Below are 21,578 nucleotides of genomic sequence, written 5' to 3' on the forward strand. Positions count from 1 at the left end.
TAGAACCTCCATTAGATGTCAACCCACTCTGCTTCCGGCGCGTGTTCCTTGATGAACTCCTTGCGCGGTTCGACGGCGTCGCCCATCAGCACTGAGAACATCTTGTCCGCTGCTGCGGCGTCCTCGATTGTGATCTGCTTGAGCACACGGTTCTCCGGGTTCATCGTCGTCGCCCAGAGCTGTTTGGGGTTCATCTCACCCAGGCCTTTGAACCGCTGGACCTGCGTCGGATTGCCGTCACATTTCTCCTCGATGATCTCCTCGCGTTCTACCTCGGTCATCGCGTCGTAGGTGTTGCCGTTGTACCGGATCCGGTAGAGCGGCGGTTGCGCGGCGTACACGTAGCCCGCTTCGAGCAGGGGCTTCAGGTGTCGATAGAACAGCGTCAAAAGCAGCGTCCGGATGTGGGCCCCATCGACGTCGGCATCGACCATCAGCACGATCTTCTCGTAGCGGGACTCCTCGATGTCGAACTCGTCGCCGATCCCTGCGCCGATGGCGGTGATCATGTTCCGGATCTCATCGTTTTCGAGGATCCGATCGAGCCGGTGTTTCTCGACGTTGAGGATCTTCCCGCCCAGCGGGAGGATCGCCTGGAACTCGGGATTCCGGCCCTGTTTGGCGCTCCCGCCTGCGGAGTCACCCTCCACAATAAATAGTTCGGACTCGCTCGGGTCGCGTGTCTGGCAGTCGGCCAGCTTCCCGGGGAGTGCCGTCGAGTCGAGTGCGCTCTTCCGGCGTGTCAGTTCCTCTGCCTTCTTTGCGGCCTTTCGTGCTTTGGCCGCTTCGACCGCTTTCGAGACGACTGCGGTCGCGATATCCGGGTTCTCCTCGAAGAACGTTCCGAGACCGTCGTGCATCGTCCCCTCGACGATGCCCCGAACCTCGCTGTTGCCGAGTTTCGTCTTCGTCTGGCCCTCGAACTGCGGGTCGGGGTGTTTGATCGAGACGACCGCGGTGAGTCCCTCGCGGATGTCCTCTCCCTTGAGGTTCTCGTCGAGGTCCTTGAGCAGGTCGTTCGACTTGGCGTAGTCGTTGACGACGCGGGTTAGCGCCGTTTTGAAGCCGGTCAGATGCGTCCCGCCCTCGCGCGTGTTGATGTTGTTGGCGAAGGCATGAATCGAGCCCTGTAGTTCGTCGGTTGCCTGCATCGCGACCTCGACCTGAATGTCGTTTTCCTCGGCCTCGAAGTAGATGACGTCCTCGTGGAGCCGGGTTTTCGTCTCGTTGAGGTACTCGACGAACTCGCGGATCCCGCCCTCGTAGCGGAAGGTGTCCGTCTCGCCGTCGCGGTCGTCCTGCAGACTGATTTCGACGCCGGAGTTGAGAAAGGCCAGCTCCCGGAGCCGGTTGGCCAGCGTCGAGTACTCGAACTCGCCGGTCTCGAAAATCTCGTCGTCGGGCCAGAAGCGGATCTCCGTTCCAGTCTCCTCGTCCGGTTCGAGATCACGAACCCGTTCGACGCCGTATTCGGGTTCGCCGTGGTCAAAGCGCTGTTTCCAGACGGCGCCGTCGCGGCGCACCTCGACTTCGAGCCACTTCGAGAGCGCGTTGACGACGCTGACGCCGACGCCGTGGAGTCCACCCGAGACCTGGTAGGATTTGTTGTCGAACTTCCCTCCGGCGTGGAGGACGGTCATGATGACCTCCAGGGCTGGTCGGTCGTGTTTCTCGTGGGTATCGACGGGGATTCCGCGACCGTCGTCGCTGATCGAGACCGAGTCATCGTCGTGGATCGTCACCGTGATCGAATCACAGTGGCCAGCCAGTGCCTCATCGATGGAGTTGTCGACCACCTCGTAGACGAGATGGTGCAACCCCCGAGAGTCTGTAGAACCGATATACATCGCAGGGCGCTTTTGGACAGCCTGGAGTCCTTCGAGGACCTGTATCTGTCCAGCGCCGTACTCCGTTTCCTCGGACATTAAAATCTGTTAGCGTCTAGTCTTCCGGGGGTCATAAAGGTCACGTACGCGCGCGAGCGCGTTCGGCCACAACACATTTAAGATGAGCTTACGTCAGGATGACGGTCCGGAATCGAGCGTTGCGAACCGACCCGGGAAGTTTCACTTTCACTCCGCCAACGAATGGGTTTTATTGTCCCCACTGCTAACCGTCCCGTAATGACTTCGTTTCAACAGACGCTCGGCGAGGACGAGGGCATCGCCGAGGAGCTGGCGGAAAGCCAGCGGGCAATCTCGATTGCCGAGTTCTTCGAGAAGAACAAACACATGCTCGGCTTCGACAGCGGCGCTCGCGGGCTCGTCACCGCTGTCAAGGAGGCGGTCGACAACTCGCTGGACGCCGCCGAGGAAGCCGGTATTCTCCCCGACATCTACGTCGAGATTCAGGAAGCCGGTGACTACTACACGCTGATCGTCGAGGACAACGGGCCCGGGATCACAAAAGAACAGCTCCCGAAAGTCTTCGGGAAACTGCTGTACGGCAGCCGATTTCACAAGCGAGAACAGTCCCTGACACGTGGTCAGCGCCTGCTCGTCAAACGTGATGGCGAGGTCGAGTTCGTACCGATCGGCGACCTCTGTGATCGGTACCTCGGCGACGATGGGGCCGAAACTGCAACGATTCCGGATGACATCAAAGCTCCAGCGTTCAACCGCGAAACCTACGAGATGACGTGGGAACCAGTCACCCACGCGATCCGGCACGAGACCGATGCCCGGACGTACGAGATCACGACCGAGAAGGGCCGAACCGTCGAGGTGACGGGCGATCACAGCCTGTTTTCGGTGACGAAAGACGGCGAGACAAAAGAGCTTGCAGCAGGCGAAATCGAGGCAGGCGACTCGCTTCTGACGCCACGACGTCTTCCAGGACCCGACGAACGAGTGGACTCGGTTAACGTTCTCGAACACCTCTCGCCCGAACAACTGGAGGGCCGCCGAGTGTATGTCTACGGCTTCGACCGGGAGACGATCGCAGAACTCCGGTCCCAGGAGACGATCAGAAAGAAGCCCTCCGAAGACAGCAACCGGAGACGCTACTATTACACTCACAACGGTGTCGAGATCCTCCGGGACAGCGTCGAGCAAAACTATATTAAGGACGGCTACCTGCCAGCCGAGACGGTACTCAAACTCGGCTGGGAGGAGAAGGCAGCCGACTGTGAGCTGAAAACGTACCAGGTCGGTGGGAAAGAGTCGACGATGCCGGTTACGCTGCCGGTCGATGATGCCCTTGTCGAACTGCTGGCGTACTACGTTTCCGAAGGACACGTCGGTGACCGACAGGTCGGGTTTACGTTTGGCTCACACGAGGATGGGCTGATCGAGGCGACCGAATCGGCGGTTGCTGGCATCACGGGCTCGTCGACGACTGTCCAGCGCGAGCGAAATTCGACCCGAGTGAAGGCCTTTGGCTCGCCGCTCGCGATGTTTCTGGAAGCGGCGTGTGGTTCAGGGGCGACCGAAAAGCGGATTCCGGGCTTCGTGTTCGAGATCGATCCAGCGCTCCAGCAGCGGTTTATCGCAGCGCTGTACCAGGGCGATGGCTCGGACTCTCACCCCTGTAACGAACTTTCACATACGACGGTTAGTGAGACGCTAGCTCGACAGCTTTCGGTCCTCTGGAACATGCACGGCGTGCTCGCGAGTACCGAACGAAGAGAGGACAACAGTGGCTATGCCGATGATCCGTCGACTGCGTACCGGACCAAGGTGTACGGTGAGGACGTGAACATTGCGGACGTGTTCAGCGAGAAACGAACGCCGGGTGAACAGGGATACAAGCGGATCCCGACGGGTCTGCTTGACGATGTTCGCGTTGGTGAAACGAGCAACCGGACGGTCCCCGACACGATACCCGGATTACTCGTTGGGGCTGGCGTCGGCTCGGACCTCGATCACGCCGCAAACTATCAGGCGGTGATCGAGGACGCGCTTGCTGGCGAATACGTCACCGAGCCCCGGTACGTCCACAACCTGAAAGAGATGGGCCTACTCAACGGGGACCATCGCCCAACCGAGCAACTCGGACGCCTCTGGGAGACGATCGAGAACCTGCAGGGTCTCACCGAGACGGATATGTGTCTCCTACCAGTCAAGAGCGTCGAGGAGACCGAGCCGCCGGAGTACGTATACGACATCTCGGTTCCCGGTGCAACTGGCACAGACGAGAACTTCGTCGTGGCCAACGAGGGCGCGCTCAGCGTCAAGAACAGCCGCGGCCAGCAGGGGATCGGTATCTCTGCGGCCGTGCTCTACTCCCAGCTTACCAGTGGCAAACCGGCCAAGATCACGAGCCGGACGAAAGGTTCGGCCGAAGCCGAGTACTTCGAGCTCGTCATCGATACGGACACGAACGAGCCGGAAATCCGTACCGAGGAGACCACCTCGTGGGACCGCACTCACGGAACACGAATCGAGATTGAGATGGAAGCGAACATGCGAGCGCGCTCGCAGCTCCACGACTACATCAAACACACCGCAGTCGTCAACCCTCACGCCCGTGTAGAGTTGAAAGAGCCACAGAAGCATTTCAAGTTCGAGCGCGCGGAGGAAGCCGAACTCCCGGACGAGACCGAGGAGATCCGCCCGCACCCACACGGCGTCGAACTCGGGACGGTGCTGAAGATGCTCGACGCGACCGACTCCCATTCAGTGTCGGGCTTCCTTCAGAACGAGTTCACACGCGTGGGCAAAAAGACCGCAGACAGCGTCATCGATGCGTTCCGTGACCGCCACTACGGTCGAGAGATGACGTGGACGCCGCCGGGAGCACACGAAGCCGGGGTCAGCGAGGCAGTCATCGAAGCAACGAACGGAAAAAGTCCCGAAGCGACCGAGGCGTTCGGGGAGGCCGTCGAGGACGAACTCGCGGAGGGAGGGGCCATCGCGCACCACGACGTCGTCGCGGCGGTTCGCGAGGCCGCAAACGAGATCGGCCACGAGTACGACACGACGCTCGGGGAGACGGTCCGCGAGAACGTCGTCGCCGCAGTCTGGACAGCAGTGACCGAGGGACTGCTCCCGAGGGAGACGGACGAGGAGGCCGAGGACGGAGACCAAGAGGAATCCGGACGCCGCGCCCCAGATCTCTACGGCATCGTGGATGACGCGACGAGCACGCGCAAGGACGACGCCGCGGTCGAGGGGATCGCCGACCGACTGGCCGCGAAGTTCGCCGACAGCGCGGATAGCAGGGATCGGACGACCCACGACGGCCTGCGCGAGTACGTCGACCGCTCGGCGGACATGCTCGAAGAACACGGCGACGTGACCTTCGGTGAGACGGCCCGTGAGAACGTGCTGGAGGCTGTCTGGGAGCGGATGAAGACTGTACCCGACGATCCGCCGAAGGTCTCGACGATCGCGGACAGCCGCGACACGGCCAGCGAACTGCTGGAAGCCATGCGCGAAACGTCGATCATGTCGCCGCCGACGAACTGCCTGTCGCCGATCAGCGACACGCTGGTCGAGGCGGGGCTTCGCAAGGAGTACGACGCGGACTTCTACGCGGCGTCGACGCGAGATGCGGATGTCCACGGCGGTGACCCATTTATCGTCGAGGCGGGGATCGCCTACGGCGGCGAACTGCCTGCCGAGGGATCCGCGGAGGTCCTGCGCTTTGCCAACCGTGTCCCGCTGGTCTACCAGCGCGGCGCGTGTGCGACCACGGACGTTATCAAGAACATCGGCTGGCGAAACTACAACCTCGACCAGCCAGGCGGGAGCGGCGTCCCGAACGGGCCGGTCGTGATCATGATCCACGTCGCCTCGACGAACGTTCCCTTCACCAGCGAATCCAAGGACGCCATCGCGAACGTCCCGGAGATCGAAGACGAGATCGAACTGGCGATCCGCGAGGCGGCCCGCGAACTCAAGAGCTACCTCAAGAAGCGCCAGTCGATGCAGAAACGCCAGAAGAAACAGGATGTCCTTGCGGAGATCCTGCCCGAGATGGCCGAGAAGGTCTCGGAAGTCACGGGCCAGTCGAAGCCGAACTTCGACGACGCGCTCGCGCGGATCATGAACAACGTGCTCGTCGAGCGGGGAGTCGAGGAGAACGGGGACACGAGTACGGTAACCCTGCTCGTCGAGAACAACTCGACCACGAACGAGTCCCTTGAGGTGACCGATATCGTCACGGCCGAGCCAACCGACCTCCCCGACGACGCGACCGTCGTCGAGATGGACGGCGAGTGGTTCGTCAAGTGGTCGCCGACAGTCGATAGCGGGGACGAGGCCACGCTCTCCTACGTTACCGGGAGCGATGCGACGTTCGACGTGACGGTAGAGGGTGTCGAAGACGCGAAACTGACGGTGAACGACCAATGAGTTCAGATACCAGCACGGAAGCCCAGGAGAAGTTGATCGACCTCGCAGCGGACTTTTACGACCAGTTCGACCGCGGAGAGATACCACGGATGACGCTGCCGACCCGGACCAAGACCAACATCGAGTACGACGAGGACGCGGATGTCTGGGTCTATGGAGACCGCGAGAGCACGCGCTCGGCCAACAGCATCCGCGGGGCGCGCAAACTGCTCAAGGCAGCCTACACCATCGAGTTCCTCGACAATCAGCTCGAAGAGGATCGCTCCTCGACCCTGCGTGAACTGTACTATCTCTCGGAGTCGTGGGACTCCGAGGAAGCCCAGTTCTCGACCCAGGACGAGTCCAACCAGCTCATCGAGGACCTCGAAATCGTCTCGGAGGTCCGGCGCGAGGACTTTCATATGCGCCCCGAGGAGTCGGGTGCGAAGGTGATGGGCCCGCTGCTCCTCCGTGAGCAGACCCGGCGGGGAGACCGCGACATTCACTGCCAGAAAGACGTCGGGCAGGGCGGCTACCAGATCCCGAACAACCCGGACACGATCGAGTTCCTCGAATGTGACGCCGACTTCGTGCTGTCCGTCGAGACCGGTGGTATGCGCGACCGGCTCGTCGAGAACGGCTTCGACGACGAGTACAATGCAATTGTCGTCCATCTGGGCGGCCAGCCCGCGCGTGCGACCCGGCGACTGATGAAGCGGTTCCACGACGAACTCGACCTGCCGGTGACCGTGTTCACTGACGCTGACCCGTGGTCCTACCGGATCTACGGCTCGGTCGCGTACGGTTCGATCAAGTCCGCCCACCTCTCGGAGTATCTGGCGACGCCCGAGGCACAGTTCATCGGCCTCCGTCCCGAGGATATCGTCGACTACGACCTGCCGACCGACCCGCTCTCGGATTCGGATATCAACGCCCTGGAGAGCGAACTCGAGGATCCGCGGTTCCAGACCGACTACTGGAAAGAACAGATCGAGATCCAGCTGGATATCGGGAAGAAGTCCGAACAGCAGGCGCTGGCCTCGCGCGGGCTGGACTTCGTGACGGATACCTATCTTCCGGACCGGCTCGAAGAGATGGGGATCATCTAGCTCTTCAGGATTCGTCCAGCGCGACGGGAACGCCCCGTCGTGCCACGTCGACCGCGAACGCCTCGGAGTCCGATTCTAACTGCTCGAACGTGTTGTAGTGGATCGGTAGCGTCAGGTCCGGGTCGAGCGCCTCGGCGAGGTCGGCCGCATCGTGGCGATCCATCGTGTAGTTCTTGCTGATAGAGGGCAGGAAGACGTCGACGTCCAGTTGCTCGTGGCCCGCCAGCACGTCCGAATCACCCGGCCAGAAGACGGTCGTGTTGCCGAGTGTGAGATGGTAGCCCACGCCGATCCCTTCGGGGTGCATCGGCTCGCCGCTCGCGTCGACGTTCGGTCCGTCCGGCTCGTTGTACGCGGGGATCGTTCTCACGATCACGTCCTCGACGAGCTCGTCCGTCTCCTCGTCCACCCGCATGAGGTCGTAGGGTAGGTCCTCCAGTCGCTCCACGTCCCGGTCGATCCCCGGTGCGTAAACGGCGTCGTAGGCGACGACTGTGGCGTCCTCGCTCGCGACCCGGCGAACGCCGTCGGAATCGTAGTGGTGGTCGTGAGTGATGCAGACCAGATTGCCGTCCTGCGCGTCGTAGTCCTGTGCCGGTGGGTGGCCGATGTCACGCCCGTCCGGTGTCCACTCGCCGGTCAGCACGCCGTAGCGGCCCGGATCGAGGTACACCACGGTTCCTTCGTGTTCGAGGCGAACGGTTGCGTAGCCGAGCCAGTCGATGGTGAGATCGCGGTAGGTGACGGTCATGGGTACACGATGGTCGAGGGTTTCGTTAAGCGTTCGGCTTCGGGCAGATACGAGCCACGATGGCTAACCGTTTACTTCAAAAACTGTAGTGTTACACTACAGTAACTATATCTATAAACTTCATATTCTGTAGCATTAGGTGAGAGCGCCTCAAATAACCAGAATTTCCCAGATCTGTTGCCATACTTGATAGTTAATCGAAACTCAGTGCTGAATACAGGATGCGGACCTCGCACCGATATCACTGATCTCGGCGGGGGCTAATTACAGATAATTTCGGAAAGAAAGGCCCCCTGTCAGGTCTGGGGGTGTCAAAACCGGAACAAAATGCTAATAACTGGTGGAAAATGACTTCTATGCATATAGATGCCGAACGGAATCAATCGGACTCAGTCGGTTACCGACGGGCTCCGATACTTCACACCGCGCTCTACACGCACGCACCGGGCCGCGTTCGGTCTGGGTTTCAGCATCTGGTTCCTCTCGATTGTGGCCACGCCATTCATTGTCACTGGGGATGCAACTACGATCGCGGTCCGATCGACGCTTGTCGCAGCGACCATCACGAGCGTCTACTTCGTGGTACTGTCCCTGTTGGCAATTGGCTCTCCTGTAGGAAACCTCATCGCGCCGGGGGCCTTCGTCGCCGTGACACCAGGACCACTCTATCGCCTGCTACTGCCTGATCTCAATGTGTCGAATCCAGCTGTCGTTCCGTTCACTGAAGTGGGTGGATTCGCAGTACCGGGACTGCTCGCAGGGCTGTTCCTTCCTGTAGTGTTGCTCACCGGTATCTACACCGTTCGGCCTCGGCCACGTGAATGGGAGGCGAATATCATGCCGGACGGATTTAGTTTCATCGAGCTCGTCCACGAGCAAGGTGAGCGGACGCGCAGGTCGCCGATGACCGAAGTGCTGCCACAGAAATTCGGGTTCGTGGAAGGAGCATTGTTTGTCCTTTTGCTCGTTGTTCCCGGTGCCCTCTCAGTCGCACTGCCGACATACGTCACGTCACCAGGCGATATCCTCTTTTCGCTCGTCGTCCTCTTCGGTGCAACGTTCGTTCATTTCAATCGAACGAAGCGTCCCGCCGGCGACCGCCCACCAGACTAATACACCCGACCAATGTCACGCAATACTGAGACTGCCGAGGAGGAGGAGGCCAATGCTACTGACTCGGAGTCACTCCTGCTGTACCATCTCATCGGCTGGGGAATCAGTGCCATCGTCCTGATATCGGTCATCTATGCGGTCCTGGTGACGCCCCCGGTTGGCTCGCTACCTCACGACTGGTTCGGACCACTGGGCCTCGGTGGCCAAATCGGGGTGTGGTTGTCTCCTGTATCTCGAACAGCACTCCGCGCTGTTATCGGACTCACGGTCCTCTGTATCGTCGTCACAGGGGTAATAAAACTCGGAATGAGACTAAAAAGCCGCGTGGGCGACGAGTGAGTTGTTGGTCTCTCATCAGCGCAGGCGATGGTTGATGATTTTACGAGGATTGGCTCAGCCCCCTCGATGCTCACTCCCGCTCGGCCAGCCCTTCGACCCGCTCCAGACTGTCGGCGTCCTCTACATCCAGATCCTCTCTCACACCGACGAATCTGGGGAAGCGAAGCGCGTAGCCCGACGAGTACGTCGGCGAGGACTGGATCTCCTCGTAGCCCACCTCGAAGACGACAGCAGGCTCGATCTCGACGGTCTGGCCGTCCTCACTCCGAATGTGGGGTTCGAGCAGATCGGTCAGATCGGCGAGCGTCTCATCAGTAATCCCCGTCGCGACCTTGCCGAGCGTCTCGTAGGAGCCACCCCCAGTTCGTGCGGAGAGCAGGAAGGTTCCGAGAAACGTTGCCCGACGTCCTTCGCCCCACTCCGCGCCGGTGACGACCAGATCGAGCGTCTCGACGTCGGGTTTGCGCTTGAGCCAGTTCTTCCCGCGGCGGCCCGGGGAGTACGTCGAGTCGGGATCCTTGAGCATGATCCCCTCGTGTCCAGCGGCCAGGGCCTCCGCATCGATCGACTCGATCTCCTCGGGGTCGTCGCTGATCCGGAGCGTCGAGCGCTGGGGGCCGTCGGCGAGGAGGTTCGCCAGTCGGTCGTGACGCCGCCTGAGCGGGTCCTCGAGCAGATCCTCGCCGTCGGCGTGGAGACAGTCGAAAAACGAGGGGCGAACCGTGACGTCCTCGCGGGCGGCCTCGATGTCGTGCTTGCGGCGGAATCGTCGCAGGACCTGCTGGAATGGGAGGGGATCGCCATCGTCATTCACGGCGACGACCTCGCCGTCGAGGATCACCGGCACGTCGAAGCGCTCCTGGGCGAACTCGACGACCTCGGGCAACGCGGCGGTGACGTCTTCCATGTTCCGCGAGAATACGCGAGTGGTTTCCGTTGTGGTATCTCCCCCGTCGCGCTCGATCCCGTCCGGATCATGGTGCAACTGGACGCGGGCACCGTCGTACTTCCACTCGATGGCGGCTTCGTCCCACTCCTCCAGAGCGTCAGTCACCGATCCAGCCTGCGCGAGCATCGCCTGTACTGGGCGGCCGATCTCCAGCGTGATGTCGGCGAGGCCATCGGTTCCCCCCTCGCGTGCGGTTCTGGCGACCAGCCCGTAGTCGTTCGAGACCTGCAACGCTCGCTCGACGTCTGCGACGGGCACTGCGAACGCCTCGGCGATGGCGTCTCTCACGGTGCCCTCGCCGACGCCGATGCGCATCTCCGAGAGGACGAGTCGGGCGAGATAGCGCGCCTCGATCGGCTCACAGCGGTTCAGGAGGCCAAACAGGAGGTCGATCTTCGTGCCCTGACTCCCATCGCCCGAGATCGCGGCGAGGGCATCGAGTTCCGCGAACACCTCACCGACGGTCAGCGAGTCGTCGCCATCCCCGGAGCCGAACGCGGCAAGGCCGCGCTGGCCACCGAACTCGTAGCTCGCGGCAACAGCGCCGATCTCGCCGACCTCAGCCAGTTCGGATTCGACGTCCGCTGCGGTGACGTTCTGCCCGGCAGCGCGGGCGATCGCCTCGTAGAGGTAGTTCGGTCCGATATCGAGCGTCGTCGAGTCCCACGCGGGGAAGATCCGGCCCTGGACGAACCGGGCGATAACCGGAAGATCGCCGTCGCCGTCGGATAGCAGCTCCGTCACCAGCGCGACGGTTTCGAGATCCGCAGGCTCGTCTTCGATCCGGTCGGCGTACGCGGCGAACTCCCTGAACTCCATCGCCCGCCGGTACGCCCGGCCGTTTTATAAACGACCCGGACCGGTCTCAGCCGCGGGTTTCAAGAGTGTCGCCGTCGCAGAGAGGGGTATGCCGGAGGCCCAACTCGCCACGAACGTGGCGGAGCTACTGTCGGTCGACGCCGAGGAGTTTCAGGCGGCGGTCGAAACCGACACCGAGGTCATCAAAGAGGAACTCAGAGAGGGGACGTTCGACAACTCACAGGCCATCGTCGGCTTCGAGTACGAGTTCTACGCCGTCGCGCGCCCGGACAGCGACCCGTGGGCTGGCGTTGACGATGCGGTCGGGACGCTTCGTCGAGTCCCGCGCCGACTCCTCTCGCTGGTCGGCTTCGAGAAGGAACTCGGTCTCCACAACGCGGAGATGACGACGAGCCCACAGCCGCTCAACGCCCACGGCCTCAACGCACAGGAATCCGAGATTCGGGGACGACTCTCCGCCGCACTTGACTGTACTCGTCCGGAGGGAATCGACCTCGTCAGCGACGGTATCTGGACGATCCCGCCGGAAGGTGAATCGGCCAGAAACTACCTCACCGACAGCGTCGACGACAACGGGATCCGGATCGCGACGAACATGAGCGATGCGGGCCGGTACCACGCGATGGCGAACGCCGAGGGAACCACGGACGCCGGAATGCGGATCGAGGCCCCACACGTCTCGCTGTCGGCCGACACGGTGATGCCCGAGAGCCTGATCACGTCGATCCAGCCACACTATCAGGTGCCACAGGCGATCGATCTCCCCGAATACTTCCGGTACGCGATCCGGATCGCCGGGCCGTTGCTCGCGCTGGGCGTCAATTCGCCGTTTTTCCCGCCCGACCTCTACGACGAGGACGCGAGCGCCCAAGAGATTCTCGACGACGGCTGGATGGAGAACCGGATCGCCGTCTTCGAGTCCGTACTCAACCCGCCCGAACCGCCCCGTCGAGAGGGGAAAGTTCGGTTCCCGCGAGATATCGACTCCGTCTCGCAGGCCGTCGAGCGGATCGCGACCGACGAGACGATCGTTCCGATGCCGGTCGAGACGGGGAACCGCTTCGACGACGAGTTCGCCCACTTCCGACGCAAACACGGCACCTACTGGCGATGGGTCCGGCCGGTCTTCGGCGGGCCGACGCGCTCGGAAGCAAACGCCCGAATCGAGTTCCGACCCATTGCGGCACAGCCGACGGTCAGGGACTCTGTGGCGTTTCTGGCCGCCTTTGCAGGGTTACTGGAGAGTCTCCCACAGGTCGAACATCCGGTCGCCGAACTGGACTGGGAGGTCGCCTGTGACAACTTCTACGCCGCGATGCGGGACGGCCTGGACGCCGACCTGCAGTGGATCACCAATGGCGGGGAGCACACGACCGACACGAAGGCCCTGTACGCTGACCTGCTGGAACACGCGGCAGAAGGGCTTCGGGGTCGGGGACTCACCGAGGAACAGGTCGAGACGTATCTCTGGCCGCTCAGACAGCGCGCCAGACACGGAATCACGCCAGCAGACTGGAAGCGACAACAGGTCGCGGATCGCCTTTACGACGGTGACGACTTTGAGGCCGCCATCCACGGAATGCAACGCAGATACATCGAGCGCCAGCGCGACTCGCTGATCGATGGCAGTTTCACCGACTGGGTCGACGATCGGTAGTCACCAGTACAGGAGTCCGTGCCTGTCTGTACCGGTTCTCCGCTCTCGTCACTACTATTATCCCCCCAGTCTGTATGGGTGGTATGGTCACGTTCCTCTCGGGTGGCACCGGGACGCCGAAGCTACTGGACGGTGCCGCCGCCTCGTTCTCTCCCGACGAAACGACAGTGATTGCGAACACCGGTGACGACGTCGAGCTCGGCGGACTGTTCGTCTGTCCGGACATCGACACGTTACTCTTTCAGGGTGGTGGCATCCTCGACCGCGAGCGGTGGTGGGGGATCAAAAACGACACCACTGGAACCCACACCGCGTTGCACGACCTCGGCGACGCGATGGGGATCGACGACGAGCCAGTGTATCTTTCGGAAGAACGACAGACAGCGGGACGTGAACTGGCGAACTGGCGTCGATTTTCGGGTGCTGCGGAGTTCATGGAGATCGGCGACCGGGATCGGGCGGTCCACATCACTCGGACGAGTCTACTCGATCAGGGCAAGACGCTCTCGGAGGTGACCGCGCAGCTGGCGGCTGGCTTCGGGATCGAGATCGACATCCTGCCGATGAGCGACGATCCCGTGGCCAGTCTGCTACACACGCCAGATGGCCTGATGCACTTTCAGGAGTTCTGGGTCGGCAGGGATGGCGAGCCTGCGGTCGATAGCGTCGAGTTCCGGGGTTCGTCGGACGCCGAACCCGCACCCGGCGTACTGGAGGCGCTCGAAGACGACGTAGTGATCGGCCCGTCGAACCCCGTCACGAGTATCGGACCGATGCTTTCGGTGCCGGGGATCAGAGACGCACTCTGGGCGACGAACGTCGTGGTCGTCTCGCCGTTTATCGGGAGCGAAGCGTTCTCCGGACCCGCCGCAAAGCTCATGCAGGCGGTCGGGGCGGAGCCCGGTTCGGGAGGGCTCGAAACCGCCTTCCCGTTCGCCGACGCATTCGTCGTCGACGAGGCCGACGACACGGAGTTCGAGAAGCCCACTGTCGAGACGGATATCCGGATCGACGAGCGCTCGGATGCGGCCCGCGTAACGGAAGCCGTCGAGCGCGCCCTTGCGGAGGTCCGATAGCAGGTGTTCACACCGAGGCTTGCACTGGCCAGTCTGAGCGGGCGAGCGGACGCCGACTGGGCCGCCCGCGGTGCCGAGTTCGCCGGGGCGGCGTTTCTCGGTGGGATCGCGCTCGACGAGGCCAGCCGGGAGGCGGCACGGACACTTACTGAGCGCGACCGCGAGGAGTTCCTCCCCGACGACCCACACACCTTCGTGGAGCGAGAGCTACGGGCGCTGTCCGACGTGCCGATTCAGCCCGGCTGGAACGTCCGCACGACGAGCATCGAACCGCTACGAGAGGTAGCAGCGATCTGTGCGCGTCACGACGCGCTGCTGGAGATCAACGCCCACTGCCGACAGGAAGAACTGTGTGCGATCGGCTGCGGCGAGACGTTGCTGGCTGATACCGACCGTCTCTCCGAGTACGTGACCGCGGCGGCCGACGTGGGCGCGACTGTCGGCGTCAAAGTCCGCACAGAAGTCGAGGGCGTCACCCTCGTCGAGACGGCCAGGGCTATCGAGACTGCTGGCGGGTCGTTCGTACACGTCGACGCGATGGATTCCGAGCCAATGGTCGGACGGGTTGCCGCGGCGACTGATCTGTTCGTGATCGCGAACAACGAGGTCCGTGATCGGAGTTCTGCCCACGAGTATCTCGAGTACGGTGCCGACGCTGTCAGCGTCGGTCGGCCCAGTGACGACCCCGCAGTGCTCCGGCGCGTACGCTCGGCGACCGACGAGTGGTTCGACAGGTGAGGTTCCGGGCCAAGGTTCAAGCAGTATCACGGGAATGCTAGCGTATGGCACCACCCGACTGGTTCGAGGACCTCCCGGCGTGGGCGACCGTCGTGGTCGTCCTGCTCGGACTGCTGGCCGTCATGACGGCCGCATCGATGGCGCTTGGGATCGTGTTCGCCGCGATCGCCATCGGCGTCGAGACGGGGAGCGTGATCGCCGGTCTCCTCGCCGGAACGCTCGGACTTGCCGTCTTCGCCGTCCCGTTGCTCGTGGTCGCATGGTGGGTTATGGGCGACGATGTCGATCATCCAGTCGACGACGAGGGCGACACGGTCGACGAACTCAGGTCGCAGTATCTCGACGGCGAGATCAACGAAGCGACGTTCGAGCGCCGGCTGGAGTCGTTTCTCGACGACGGCGCGGAACTCGAGTTCGATAGGTCGGAGGAGACGGAGTTCGATGCCGACCCGTCCCCTCTGAACGAGCCCGAACGCGAACACGAGCGCTGACCGAGTCTTGGAGCGCAACTCCGCCATCATATAAGTAGCCGAAGCGACCACATAGGGGTATGCGAACGCCCGCCCAGAACGCCGAACTAGCGCTCTTGCTGGAGGTCGCCGGGACGCCGAAGCCGGGCAACGTGGACCGCCAGCACGATCTGCCGGGGCTGCGATTCGAACACTTCCTCGCCGGTGCCGTGGGTGCACAGAACGGGTTACGGATGGCCCTTGAGCCGGACGTCGGTATCGGCGAGGCGTTCGAGCGTTCGATCGAGGGGATGGCCGACCAGTCGGGTGGTAACACCCAGTTCGGCGCGCTCCTGGTGCTGGTTCCGCTGGTACGAGCGACGGTCGAACACGACCTGACGCGAGCAGGGGTCCGGGCGGTAGTCGACGACACGACGGTCGAGGACGCCGCAGCGTTCTACCGCGCGTTCGATCACGTGGATGTCAGGGCGGGCGAGCCACCAGACGAGATGGATGACCTCGACGTCCGACGGGGGAGCGATGCGGTGTCGGCGGTCAGAGAGCGCGGGCTGACGCTTGGCGAACTGATGGCCGAGAGCGCCGACCACGACGGTGTGGCCCGCGAGTGGGCAAACGGCTTCGATAGGACGTTCGAGGCGGCCGACGAAATAGTCAGGCGTACCGGATCGGTCCCCAACCGTGCCGCGGCAACGTTTCTGTACCTGCTCTCGCGCGAGCCGGACCAGCACGTCGCCAAGAAACACGGGACGGGCACCGCTCGAAGCGTGATGGTTCGGGCTCAGGAGGCACGTGAGGGTGGCCCAGAGCTGGTTGAAGCGTTCTCGGAATCGCTGTTGCGATCCGGGATCAACCCCGGAACGACTGCGGACCTGACGGCTGGAGGGCTATACATCGCACTGGAACGGGACGGGGTCGAACTGTGAGCGAGGACGGTCAGTCCGAGAGCACCGACCACGGCGAGTGGCCAGTCGATATCGTCGGCGTGACCGAGTCGCTCGTCACGACGCTCGGGCCGAACGATCTGTGGAACGTCGCGGCGCTCGGGCTTCACGGGGGAGATCCAGTCACTGCGACGACGTTCGGCCGCACCCGGACGTGGCGGAACTTCCGGCAAAGGGGTCGAGGCTACGTACAGTTTACGCCGGATCCCCAACTGTTCGTAGAGGCAGCCCTGTCCGTCGAAGAGCGCACGGAACCAGTTCTCGACGAGGCCGACGCATGGGCGGAGGTCGCGGTCGAATCCCTTGACGTCGAGGACGACGGTGGGGCCCGGAAAGAGACGTGGGCGATTCGACCAGTTGAGGGTGCGGTCGTCGATGCTCGACCCCATCTCACGAACCGCGGCTACTACGCAGTTATCGAGGCGACGGTTGCGGCGTCCCGACTGGAGATTGATGCCTACGATACTGCGACGCTGGTCGACCGACTGTCGTACTTCGAGGAGGTCGTCCAGACCTGTGGCGGCCCGGCAGAACAGGCGGCATTCGATCGCCTCTCGGCGCTGGTGGACTGGCACGACGCCGTTTGAAATCGACGCCTGTGGGAGCGGAATCGAACCCTTTTAGGCACCGAGTGGACAAGAGATCAGATATGCCAATCAAACCTGGATACGTCAAGAAGACGGGCCACATACTACTGGAGCGGTACCCCGACGCGTTCTCGGAGGACTTCGAACACAACAAGAAAGGCGTCGACACGCTCACGAACATCGAATCCAAGGACGTCCGCAACCGCGTCGCCGGGTTCATCTCCCGGAAGAAGGCCGGTCAGGCAGCGTAACTGGTTTTCCACGGTCTTGGAGCGAATTCGAGTAGTCACAACGCTCTCGCTGAATCGTGTCCGAGCGGGCTGAGAGACGCGGATCCAAACCGTTTTGAGCGCCCGAATACGACCAACTCACATGTCTGTACGCGTTGGAATTCTCGGCGCAACCGGAGCCGTCGGACAGCGACTCATTCAGCTACTCGACCCTCACCCCGAGTTCGAGATCGCGGCCCTGACCGCGAGCGAATCGAGCGAGGGCGAGGAGTATCGCGACGCAGCGAAGTGGCGCGTCGACTCGCCGATTCCGGACAGTGTAGCAGAAAAGACAGTCACTGCAACCGATCCTGACGCCGTTCCGGACGACGTCGACCTACTGTTCTCCTCGCTTCCGTCAGGCGTCGGTGCAGAAGTCGAGCCGGCGTTCTGTGAGGCGGGCTACGTCATGTCCTCGAACTCCTCGAACGGTCGGATGGACGACGATATCCCGCTCGTCATTCCGGAAGTGAACGCCGACCACCTCGATCTGCTCGAAGTACAGCGCGACGAGCGGGGCTGGGATGGCGCGATGGTCAAGAACCCGAACTGCTCGACGATCACGTTCGTTCCCACGCTCGCCGCGCTCGCCGAGTACGGCATCGAACGCGTTCATGTGGCGACTCTGCAGGCCGTCTCGGGTGCGGGTTACGACGGCGTCAGTTCGATGGAGATCATCGACAACGCGATCCCCTACATCGGCAGCGAGGAGGACAAACTCGAAAACGAATCCCGAAAACTGCTCGGCGAGTTCGACGGTGCGTCGCTCTCACTCGATGGCGTCGACGTCGCCGCCTCGTGTAACCGTATCCCGACGATCGACGGCCACCTGGAGAACGTCTGGGTCGAGACCGAAGACGATCTGACGCCCGACGCGGCGGCCGAGGCGATGCGGGAATACCCCGCCCTCGATCTTCGCTCGTCGCCCGAGCAGCTTATCCACGTCTTCGACGAGCCGGATCGACCACAGCCCCGGATGGACCGAACGCTGGGCGATGGGATGGCCATCGCCGCGGGAGGTCTCCGCGAGTCCACGTTTGGACTCCAGTATAACTGCCTCGCTCACAATACTATCCGCGGAGCTGCGGGGGCCAGCGTGCTGAACGGCGAACTGCTCCTCGAATCCGGCTACCTGTAGGGACGGTTTGCGGCTGTTTGTTCCCACGTTACAGGACATCGAGGAGAAAGCCCACGAGTTCAGTCGTGGGATGAATCCGACAATACCGTTCACAAATCACTGTTCGATGTGTTGGACGGGTGTTTTAACTAACTAGCCGCCATACTATATCCAATCGAGGCGGCCTGCCCGCCCACTCAATCGGACAATATCGGGATTCCCTGATTCCAAGCAGAAAGACCCCCTTTCTGTGTCGGGACAAGGGGTGCAGTCAACAAGTATCTCTGAATCCCATGCCGGGATAGGAGTAACGGCTGGTTGGCACAGCCAGTAGCCGCCTTTCACGGCGACTACAAATCTTAAACACCCCAACCCAGCGGTGCGGTGCCGTGGGAATCCCACGACTTCAGTCGTGTGGAGGATGTCAATAGTTGTGTCTGCCAGATACATGCCCGGGCAAAGGCTACTGCACGGTCTGATCAAGTAGCGGGCAGAATAAGCGTTCAGACACACGGCGAGGGACTGTTTGAATTCACCGCGGATTTCTGGGTAGTGCTTACGCTGAGTGTACTGGTCGCGGGCGGATTGATGGGCGTCATCATGTACGCCGTGATGGGGATCATGCAGACTGTCGCCGGACTGTACACGCTCGAATCGACGGTTGCGGGATGGACCCCACACTCGGTGATCATCGCGCTCCCCTTCGGCGTCGCGTTCGCGGGGCCGCCGCTCGAACAGTACCGGACCGAAATACTGTCGAGGATGTCACTCGGCATCATCTGGGGCGTTGTACTGTGATGAGACGACGTTCTGTTTCGGTGACTGGTACAGCGCTCCGAGTTGCGGAGCGCACTCCGAACACCTCGCTGACGCTTGACCCTGGCCGGAAACGAACGGTGAGTACAACCCGGGCCACAGATTAATAATCCCGTCGTACTCCCACTTGCATATGGGGGAGAGTATCACACAGACGGGACTGCTCGTTGTCGGAGCTGGCCCCGGCGGCTACACTGCGGCGATACGCGGCGCACAGAAGGGACTCGACGTGACACTGGTCGAAAAGGAAACGGTCGGCGGCGTCTGTCTGAACCACGGCTGCATTCCGGCGAAGGCGCTGATCCACGCTGCTGGCTTTCAGCGAGATATCGCTCACTGGAACGACATTGGGATCAACACGGGCGTAGTGGATGTCGATTTTCAGGCGGTACAGGAGTGGAAAAACGACGTAATTGAGCAACTCGACGAGGGGGTTCTTCAGCAGTTAGATCACCACGGTGTCGAATACCTGAACGGGACGGCGAGCTTTCTCGACTCGAATACGATGCGAGTCGTGCATGACGATGGGACGACCGACGTGGGTTTCGAATCGGCCATACTTGCGACCGGCTCACAGCCGATCGAGATCCCCGGACTGGAGTTCGATCAGAAGGGTGTTATCTCGTCCAGAGAGGTGTTACAGGTCGACGAGGTCCCGGAGGAACTCGTCGTTGTGGGCGGGGGCTACATCGGGATGGAGGCGGTGACGAAGTTCTCGAAGTTCGGTGCGTTGATCAAAGTCGTTGAGGCACGCGATCGCGTACTGCCGATGTTCGAGACCGAGATTGTCGACTCCATTCAGGAGACCAGCGAGATGTACAGCGACCACATCTACACGTCGACACTGGCCAAACACGTCGAGTACGAGAATGGGCGTCCCGTTCTCGTCGCCGAGCGCGAAGGAGAGGAACTGAGACTGAGTGGCGACTACATCGTCGTCGCGGCCGGGCGGGAGCCAAAGACGGCGTACCGATCGTTGGATCTGGAGAATACGTCGATAGAGCTGGACGATCGGGGATACATCAAAACTGATGAGCGGATGCAAACGACGGCGGAGAACGTCTTCTGTGTCGGTGATGCCGCAGGGGATCCGCATCTGGCACACGTCGCGTACAGACAGGCGAAGGTAGCTGCGGCAGTTGCGGCGGGCGAGGACGACTCCTACGACGAACGCTACGTTCCGGCTGTGATGTACACCGATCCGGAGGTTGCCATCGTCGGCCTCAGCGAGTCCGAAGCTGCCGACGAGTACGAGGAGATACTGGTCGGGAACGTCCCCTTTACCACCTCCGGGCGGGCGCTCACGACGAACAAGAGCTCAGGGTACGTGAAGGTAATCGCTGACAGCAACGAGAAACTACTGGGTGTGCGGATCGTCGGCCCGCGGGCGTCCGACTCCATCGCCGAGGCGACGTTAGCTCTGGAGATGGGTGCACATCTCGAAGACATCACGAACACGATCCACGCACATCCGACCTTCCCGGAGTCCCTCGCCGAGGCAGCGGAGGACGCGGGAGGCGAATCGATCCACTCGCACTGATCAGGGCTGGACCTGATTTCGGAGCCCCTCGTACTCGCCAGTCTCGTCGATCCGCCGAACGTTCTCGGCGACGATATCGGCGAGACGCTCGTAATACTCGGGCGTGTGTCCGGCGTTGTGCGGCGTGATCTGGACGTTACCGAGATTCCAGAGCGGGTGGTCTTCCGGGAGCGGTTCGGGATCGGTGACGTCGAGTGCGGCCCCCCGGATCGTATTACTGCGCAGCGCCGAGACCAGCGCGTCGGTGTCGACAACTTTTCCGCGTGCGACGTTGACGAGGACGGCGTGAGGTGGCAGCGTCATTAGTTCGTCACGACCGATCAGCCCCTCGGTCTCGTCGGTGAGCGGGCATGCGAGGACCACGTAGTCCGATCGGGCAAGCGCGTCGTCGAACGCGTCGCCGTCGAAGCCGATCACCTCGTCGGTCGGACCGCCCTTCTCGGGGGTGTACCGGACGCCAACCGTCTCGACGCCGAAGGCGTCCAGTCGCTCCGCTGCGGCCTGTCCGATCGGCCCGAGACCAACGATCGTCACCGTCGAACCCTGTAGTTCGTGGGTCTGGTAGTGACGCCACTCCCGACGCTGTTGCTGACGGAAGCCGCGGTTGAACCGCCTGGCGAACGTCAGGATGTTCCCGAGAACGTGTTCACCCATGTTCGGCCCGTGGACGCCCGACGCGTTGGTCACGGTGACGCCTTTTTCGCGCAGTTTGTTGAGTGGAAGGTGGCCGACCCCCGCATATGCGCAGGCGAACACCTTCATCTCGGCGGCGTAATCGACCAGTGAGTCGTCCAGCACCATCCCGGCGACTACCTCTGCGTCTTCGATCAACTCCCGTTCCTCACCGGGCGTTCGGGCGAGCGTTACGTCATTCTCGGGGAGCCGGGCCCGGAGTGCGTCCGCGTACTCGGTTGTCGGGACGCCGTGTGTGTCCTTCCGGAGGACGAGCACGTCAGTCAGTGTATCCGTCATGTTCGGAGGAACGAACTACGGTGGTTTATGCTTGGCTAAC

At 62.1% G+C, this 21,578-nt stretch carries 18 protein-coding genes; 14 read left to right on the forward strand and 4 right to left on the reverse strand.

The features are described from left to right. Positions 1-11: 11 nt before the first annotated feature. Positions 12-1,925 (reverse strand): DNA topoisomerase (ATP-hydrolyzing) subunit B, encoded by a 1,914-nt coding sequence (gyrB, locus tag AArcS_RS07215; protein ID WP_238479807.1) that lies wholly within the window; start codon positions 1,923-1,925, stop codon positions 12-14. Between the two features lie 198 nt (positions 1,926-2,123). Between gyrB and AArcS_RS07220 the strand changes: the two genes are divergently transcribed. Together AArcS_RS07220 and AArcS_RS07225 are read left to right on the forward strand one after the other, a co-directional pair. Beyond that, positions 2,124-6,296 carry a DNA topoisomerase VI subunit B gene (locus AArcS_RS07220; RefSeq protein WP_238479808.1) on the forward strand — a complete coding sequence of 1,391 codons (4,173 nt, stop codon included), beginning with the start codon at positions 2,124-2,126 and terminating at the stop codon, positions 6,294-6,296. Then, complete coding sequence (locus tag AArcS_RS07225; RefSeq protein ID WP_238479809.1) at positions 6,293-7,384, forward strand: DNA topoisomerase IV subunit A; 1,092 nt, start codon at positions 6,293-6,295, stop codon at positions 7,382-7,384. The genes AArcS_RS07220 and AArcS_RS07225 overlap by 4 nt, the downstream gene beginning before the upstream one ends. A 4-nt stretch (positions 7,385-7,388) precedes the next feature. On the opposite strand, the gene AArcS_RS07230 is transcribed toward AArcS_RS07225, so the two are convergent. Further along, a complete protein-coding gene (locus AArcS_RS07230; RefSeq protein WP_238479810.1) occupies positions 7,389-8,135 on the reverse strand; it encodes an MBL fold metallo-hydrolase in 747 nt (248 codons plus the stop codon). Positions 8,136-8,501: 366 nt separating this feature from the next. Between AArcS_RS07230 and AArcS_RS07235 the strand changes: the two genes are divergently transcribed. After that, a complete protein-coding gene (locus AArcS_RS07235) occupies positions 8,502-9,248 on the forward strand; it encodes a hypothetical protein (protein ID WP_238479811.1) in 747 nt (248 codons plus the stop codon). A gap of 12 nt (positions 9,249-9,260) precedes the next feature. After that, on the forward strand, positions 9,261-9,587 hold the full coding sequence (locus AArcS_RS07240; RefSeq protein WP_238479812.1) for a hypothetical protein: 327 nt from the start codon (positions 9,261-9,263) through the stop codon (positions 9,585-9,587). 70 nt (positions 9,588-9,657) lie between these two features. Here the strand turns inward: AArcS_RS07240 and ligA are convergent, their stop codons facing one another. Next, a complete protein-coding gene (gene ligA, locus AArcS_RS07245; RefSeq protein WP_238479813.1) occupies positions 9,658-11,355 on the reverse strand; it encodes an ATP-dependent DNA ligase LigA in 1,698 nt (565 codons plus the stop codon). A gap of 88 nt (positions 11,356-11,443) precedes the next feature. Between ligA and AArcS_RS07250 the strand changes: the two genes are divergently transcribed. The 10 genes from AArcS_RS07250 to lpdA all read left to right on the forward strand — a co-directional run bounded on the left by AArcS_RS07250 (position 11,444) and on the right by lpdA (position 20,566). Continuing rightward, positions 11,444-13,012, forward strand: a complete 1,569-nt coding sequence (locus tag AArcS_RS07250) for a glutamate-cysteine ligase family protein (protein ID WP_238479814.1) — start codon at positions 11,444-11,446, stop codon at positions 13,010-13,012. An 83-nt stretch (positions 13,013-13,095) separates the two neighbouring features. Then, positions 13,096-14,088: a 2-phospho-L-lactate transferase gene (gene cofD, locus AArcS_RS07255; RefSeq protein WP_238479815.1), complete on the forward strand. Its 993-nt coding sequence runs from the start codon at positions 13,096-13,098 to the stop codon at positions 14,086-14,088. Positions 14,089-14,091: 3 nt separating this feature from the next. After that, positions 14,092-14,826, forward strand: coding sequence for a tRNA-dihydrouridine synthase (locus AArcS_RS07260; RefSeq protein ID WP_238479816.1), 735 nt, complete (start codon positions 14,092-14,094; stop codon positions 14,824-14,826). 44 nt (positions 14,827-14,870) lie between these two features. After that, positions 14,871-15,317, forward strand: a complete 447-nt coding sequence (locus AArcS_RS07265; protein WP_238479817.1) for an SHOCT domain-containing protein — start codon at positions 14,871-14,873, stop codon at positions 15,315-15,317. A gap of 59 nt (positions 15,318-15,376) precedes the next feature. Continuing rightward, a complete protein-coding gene (locus AArcS_RS07270; RefSeq protein WP_238479818.1) occupies positions 15,377-16,219 on the forward strand; it encodes a triphosphoribosyl-dephospho-CoA synthase in 843 nt (280 codons plus the stop codon). Continuing rightward, complete coding sequence (locus AArcS_RS07275; RefSeq protein ID WP_238479819.1) at positions 16,216-16,824, forward strand: DUF447 domain-containing protein; 609 nt, start codon at positions 16,216-16,218, stop codon at positions 16,822-16,824. Before AArcS_RS07270 ends, AArcS_RS07275 begins: the two co-directional genes overlap by 4 nt. Before the next feature lie 62 nt (positions 16,825-16,886). Next, positions 16,887-17,075, forward strand: a complete 189-nt coding sequence (locus AArcS_RS07280; RefSeq protein ID WP_238479820.1) for a 30S ribosomal protein S17e — start codon at positions 16,887-16,889, stop codon at positions 17,073-17,075. 121 nt (positions 17,076-17,196) lie between these two features. Continuing rightward, complete coding sequence (asd, locus tag AArcS_RS07285) at positions 17,197-18,231, forward strand: aspartate-semialdehyde dehydrogenase (RefSeq protein WP_238479821.1); 1,035 nt, start codon at positions 17,197-17,199, stop codon at positions 18,229-18,231. A 531-nt stretch (positions 18,232-18,762) separates the two neighbouring features. Then, positions 18,763-19,008 (forward strand): hypothetical protein, encoded by a 246-nt coding sequence (locus AArcS_RS07290; protein WP_238479822.1) that lies wholly within the window; start codon positions 18,763-18,765, stop codon positions 19,006-19,008. A 151-nt stretch (positions 19,009-19,159) separates the two neighbouring features. Continuing rightward, complete coding sequence (lpdA, locus tag AArcS_RS07295; protein ID WP_238479823.1) at positions 19,160-20,566, forward strand: dihydrolipoyl dehydrogenase; 1,407 nt, start codon at positions 19,160-19,162, stop codon at positions 20,564-20,566. On the opposite strand, the gene AArcS_RS07300 is transcribed toward lpdA, so the two are convergent. Beyond that, entirely contained in the window at positions 20,567-21,538 is a 972-nt protein-coding gene (locus AArcS_RS07300) for a D-2-hydroxyacid dehydrogenase (RefSeq protein ID WP_238479824.1), read from the reverse strand. It lies immediately after the preceding gene. Positions 21,539-21,578 lie beyond the last annotated feature (40 nt).

Source organism: Natranaeroarchaeum sulfidigenes (genome assembly GCF_017094485.1).
Taxonomy (GTDB): Archaea; Halobacteriota; Halobacteria; order Halobacteriales; family Natronoarchaeaceae; genus Natranaeroarchaeum; species Natranaeroarchaeum sulfidigenes.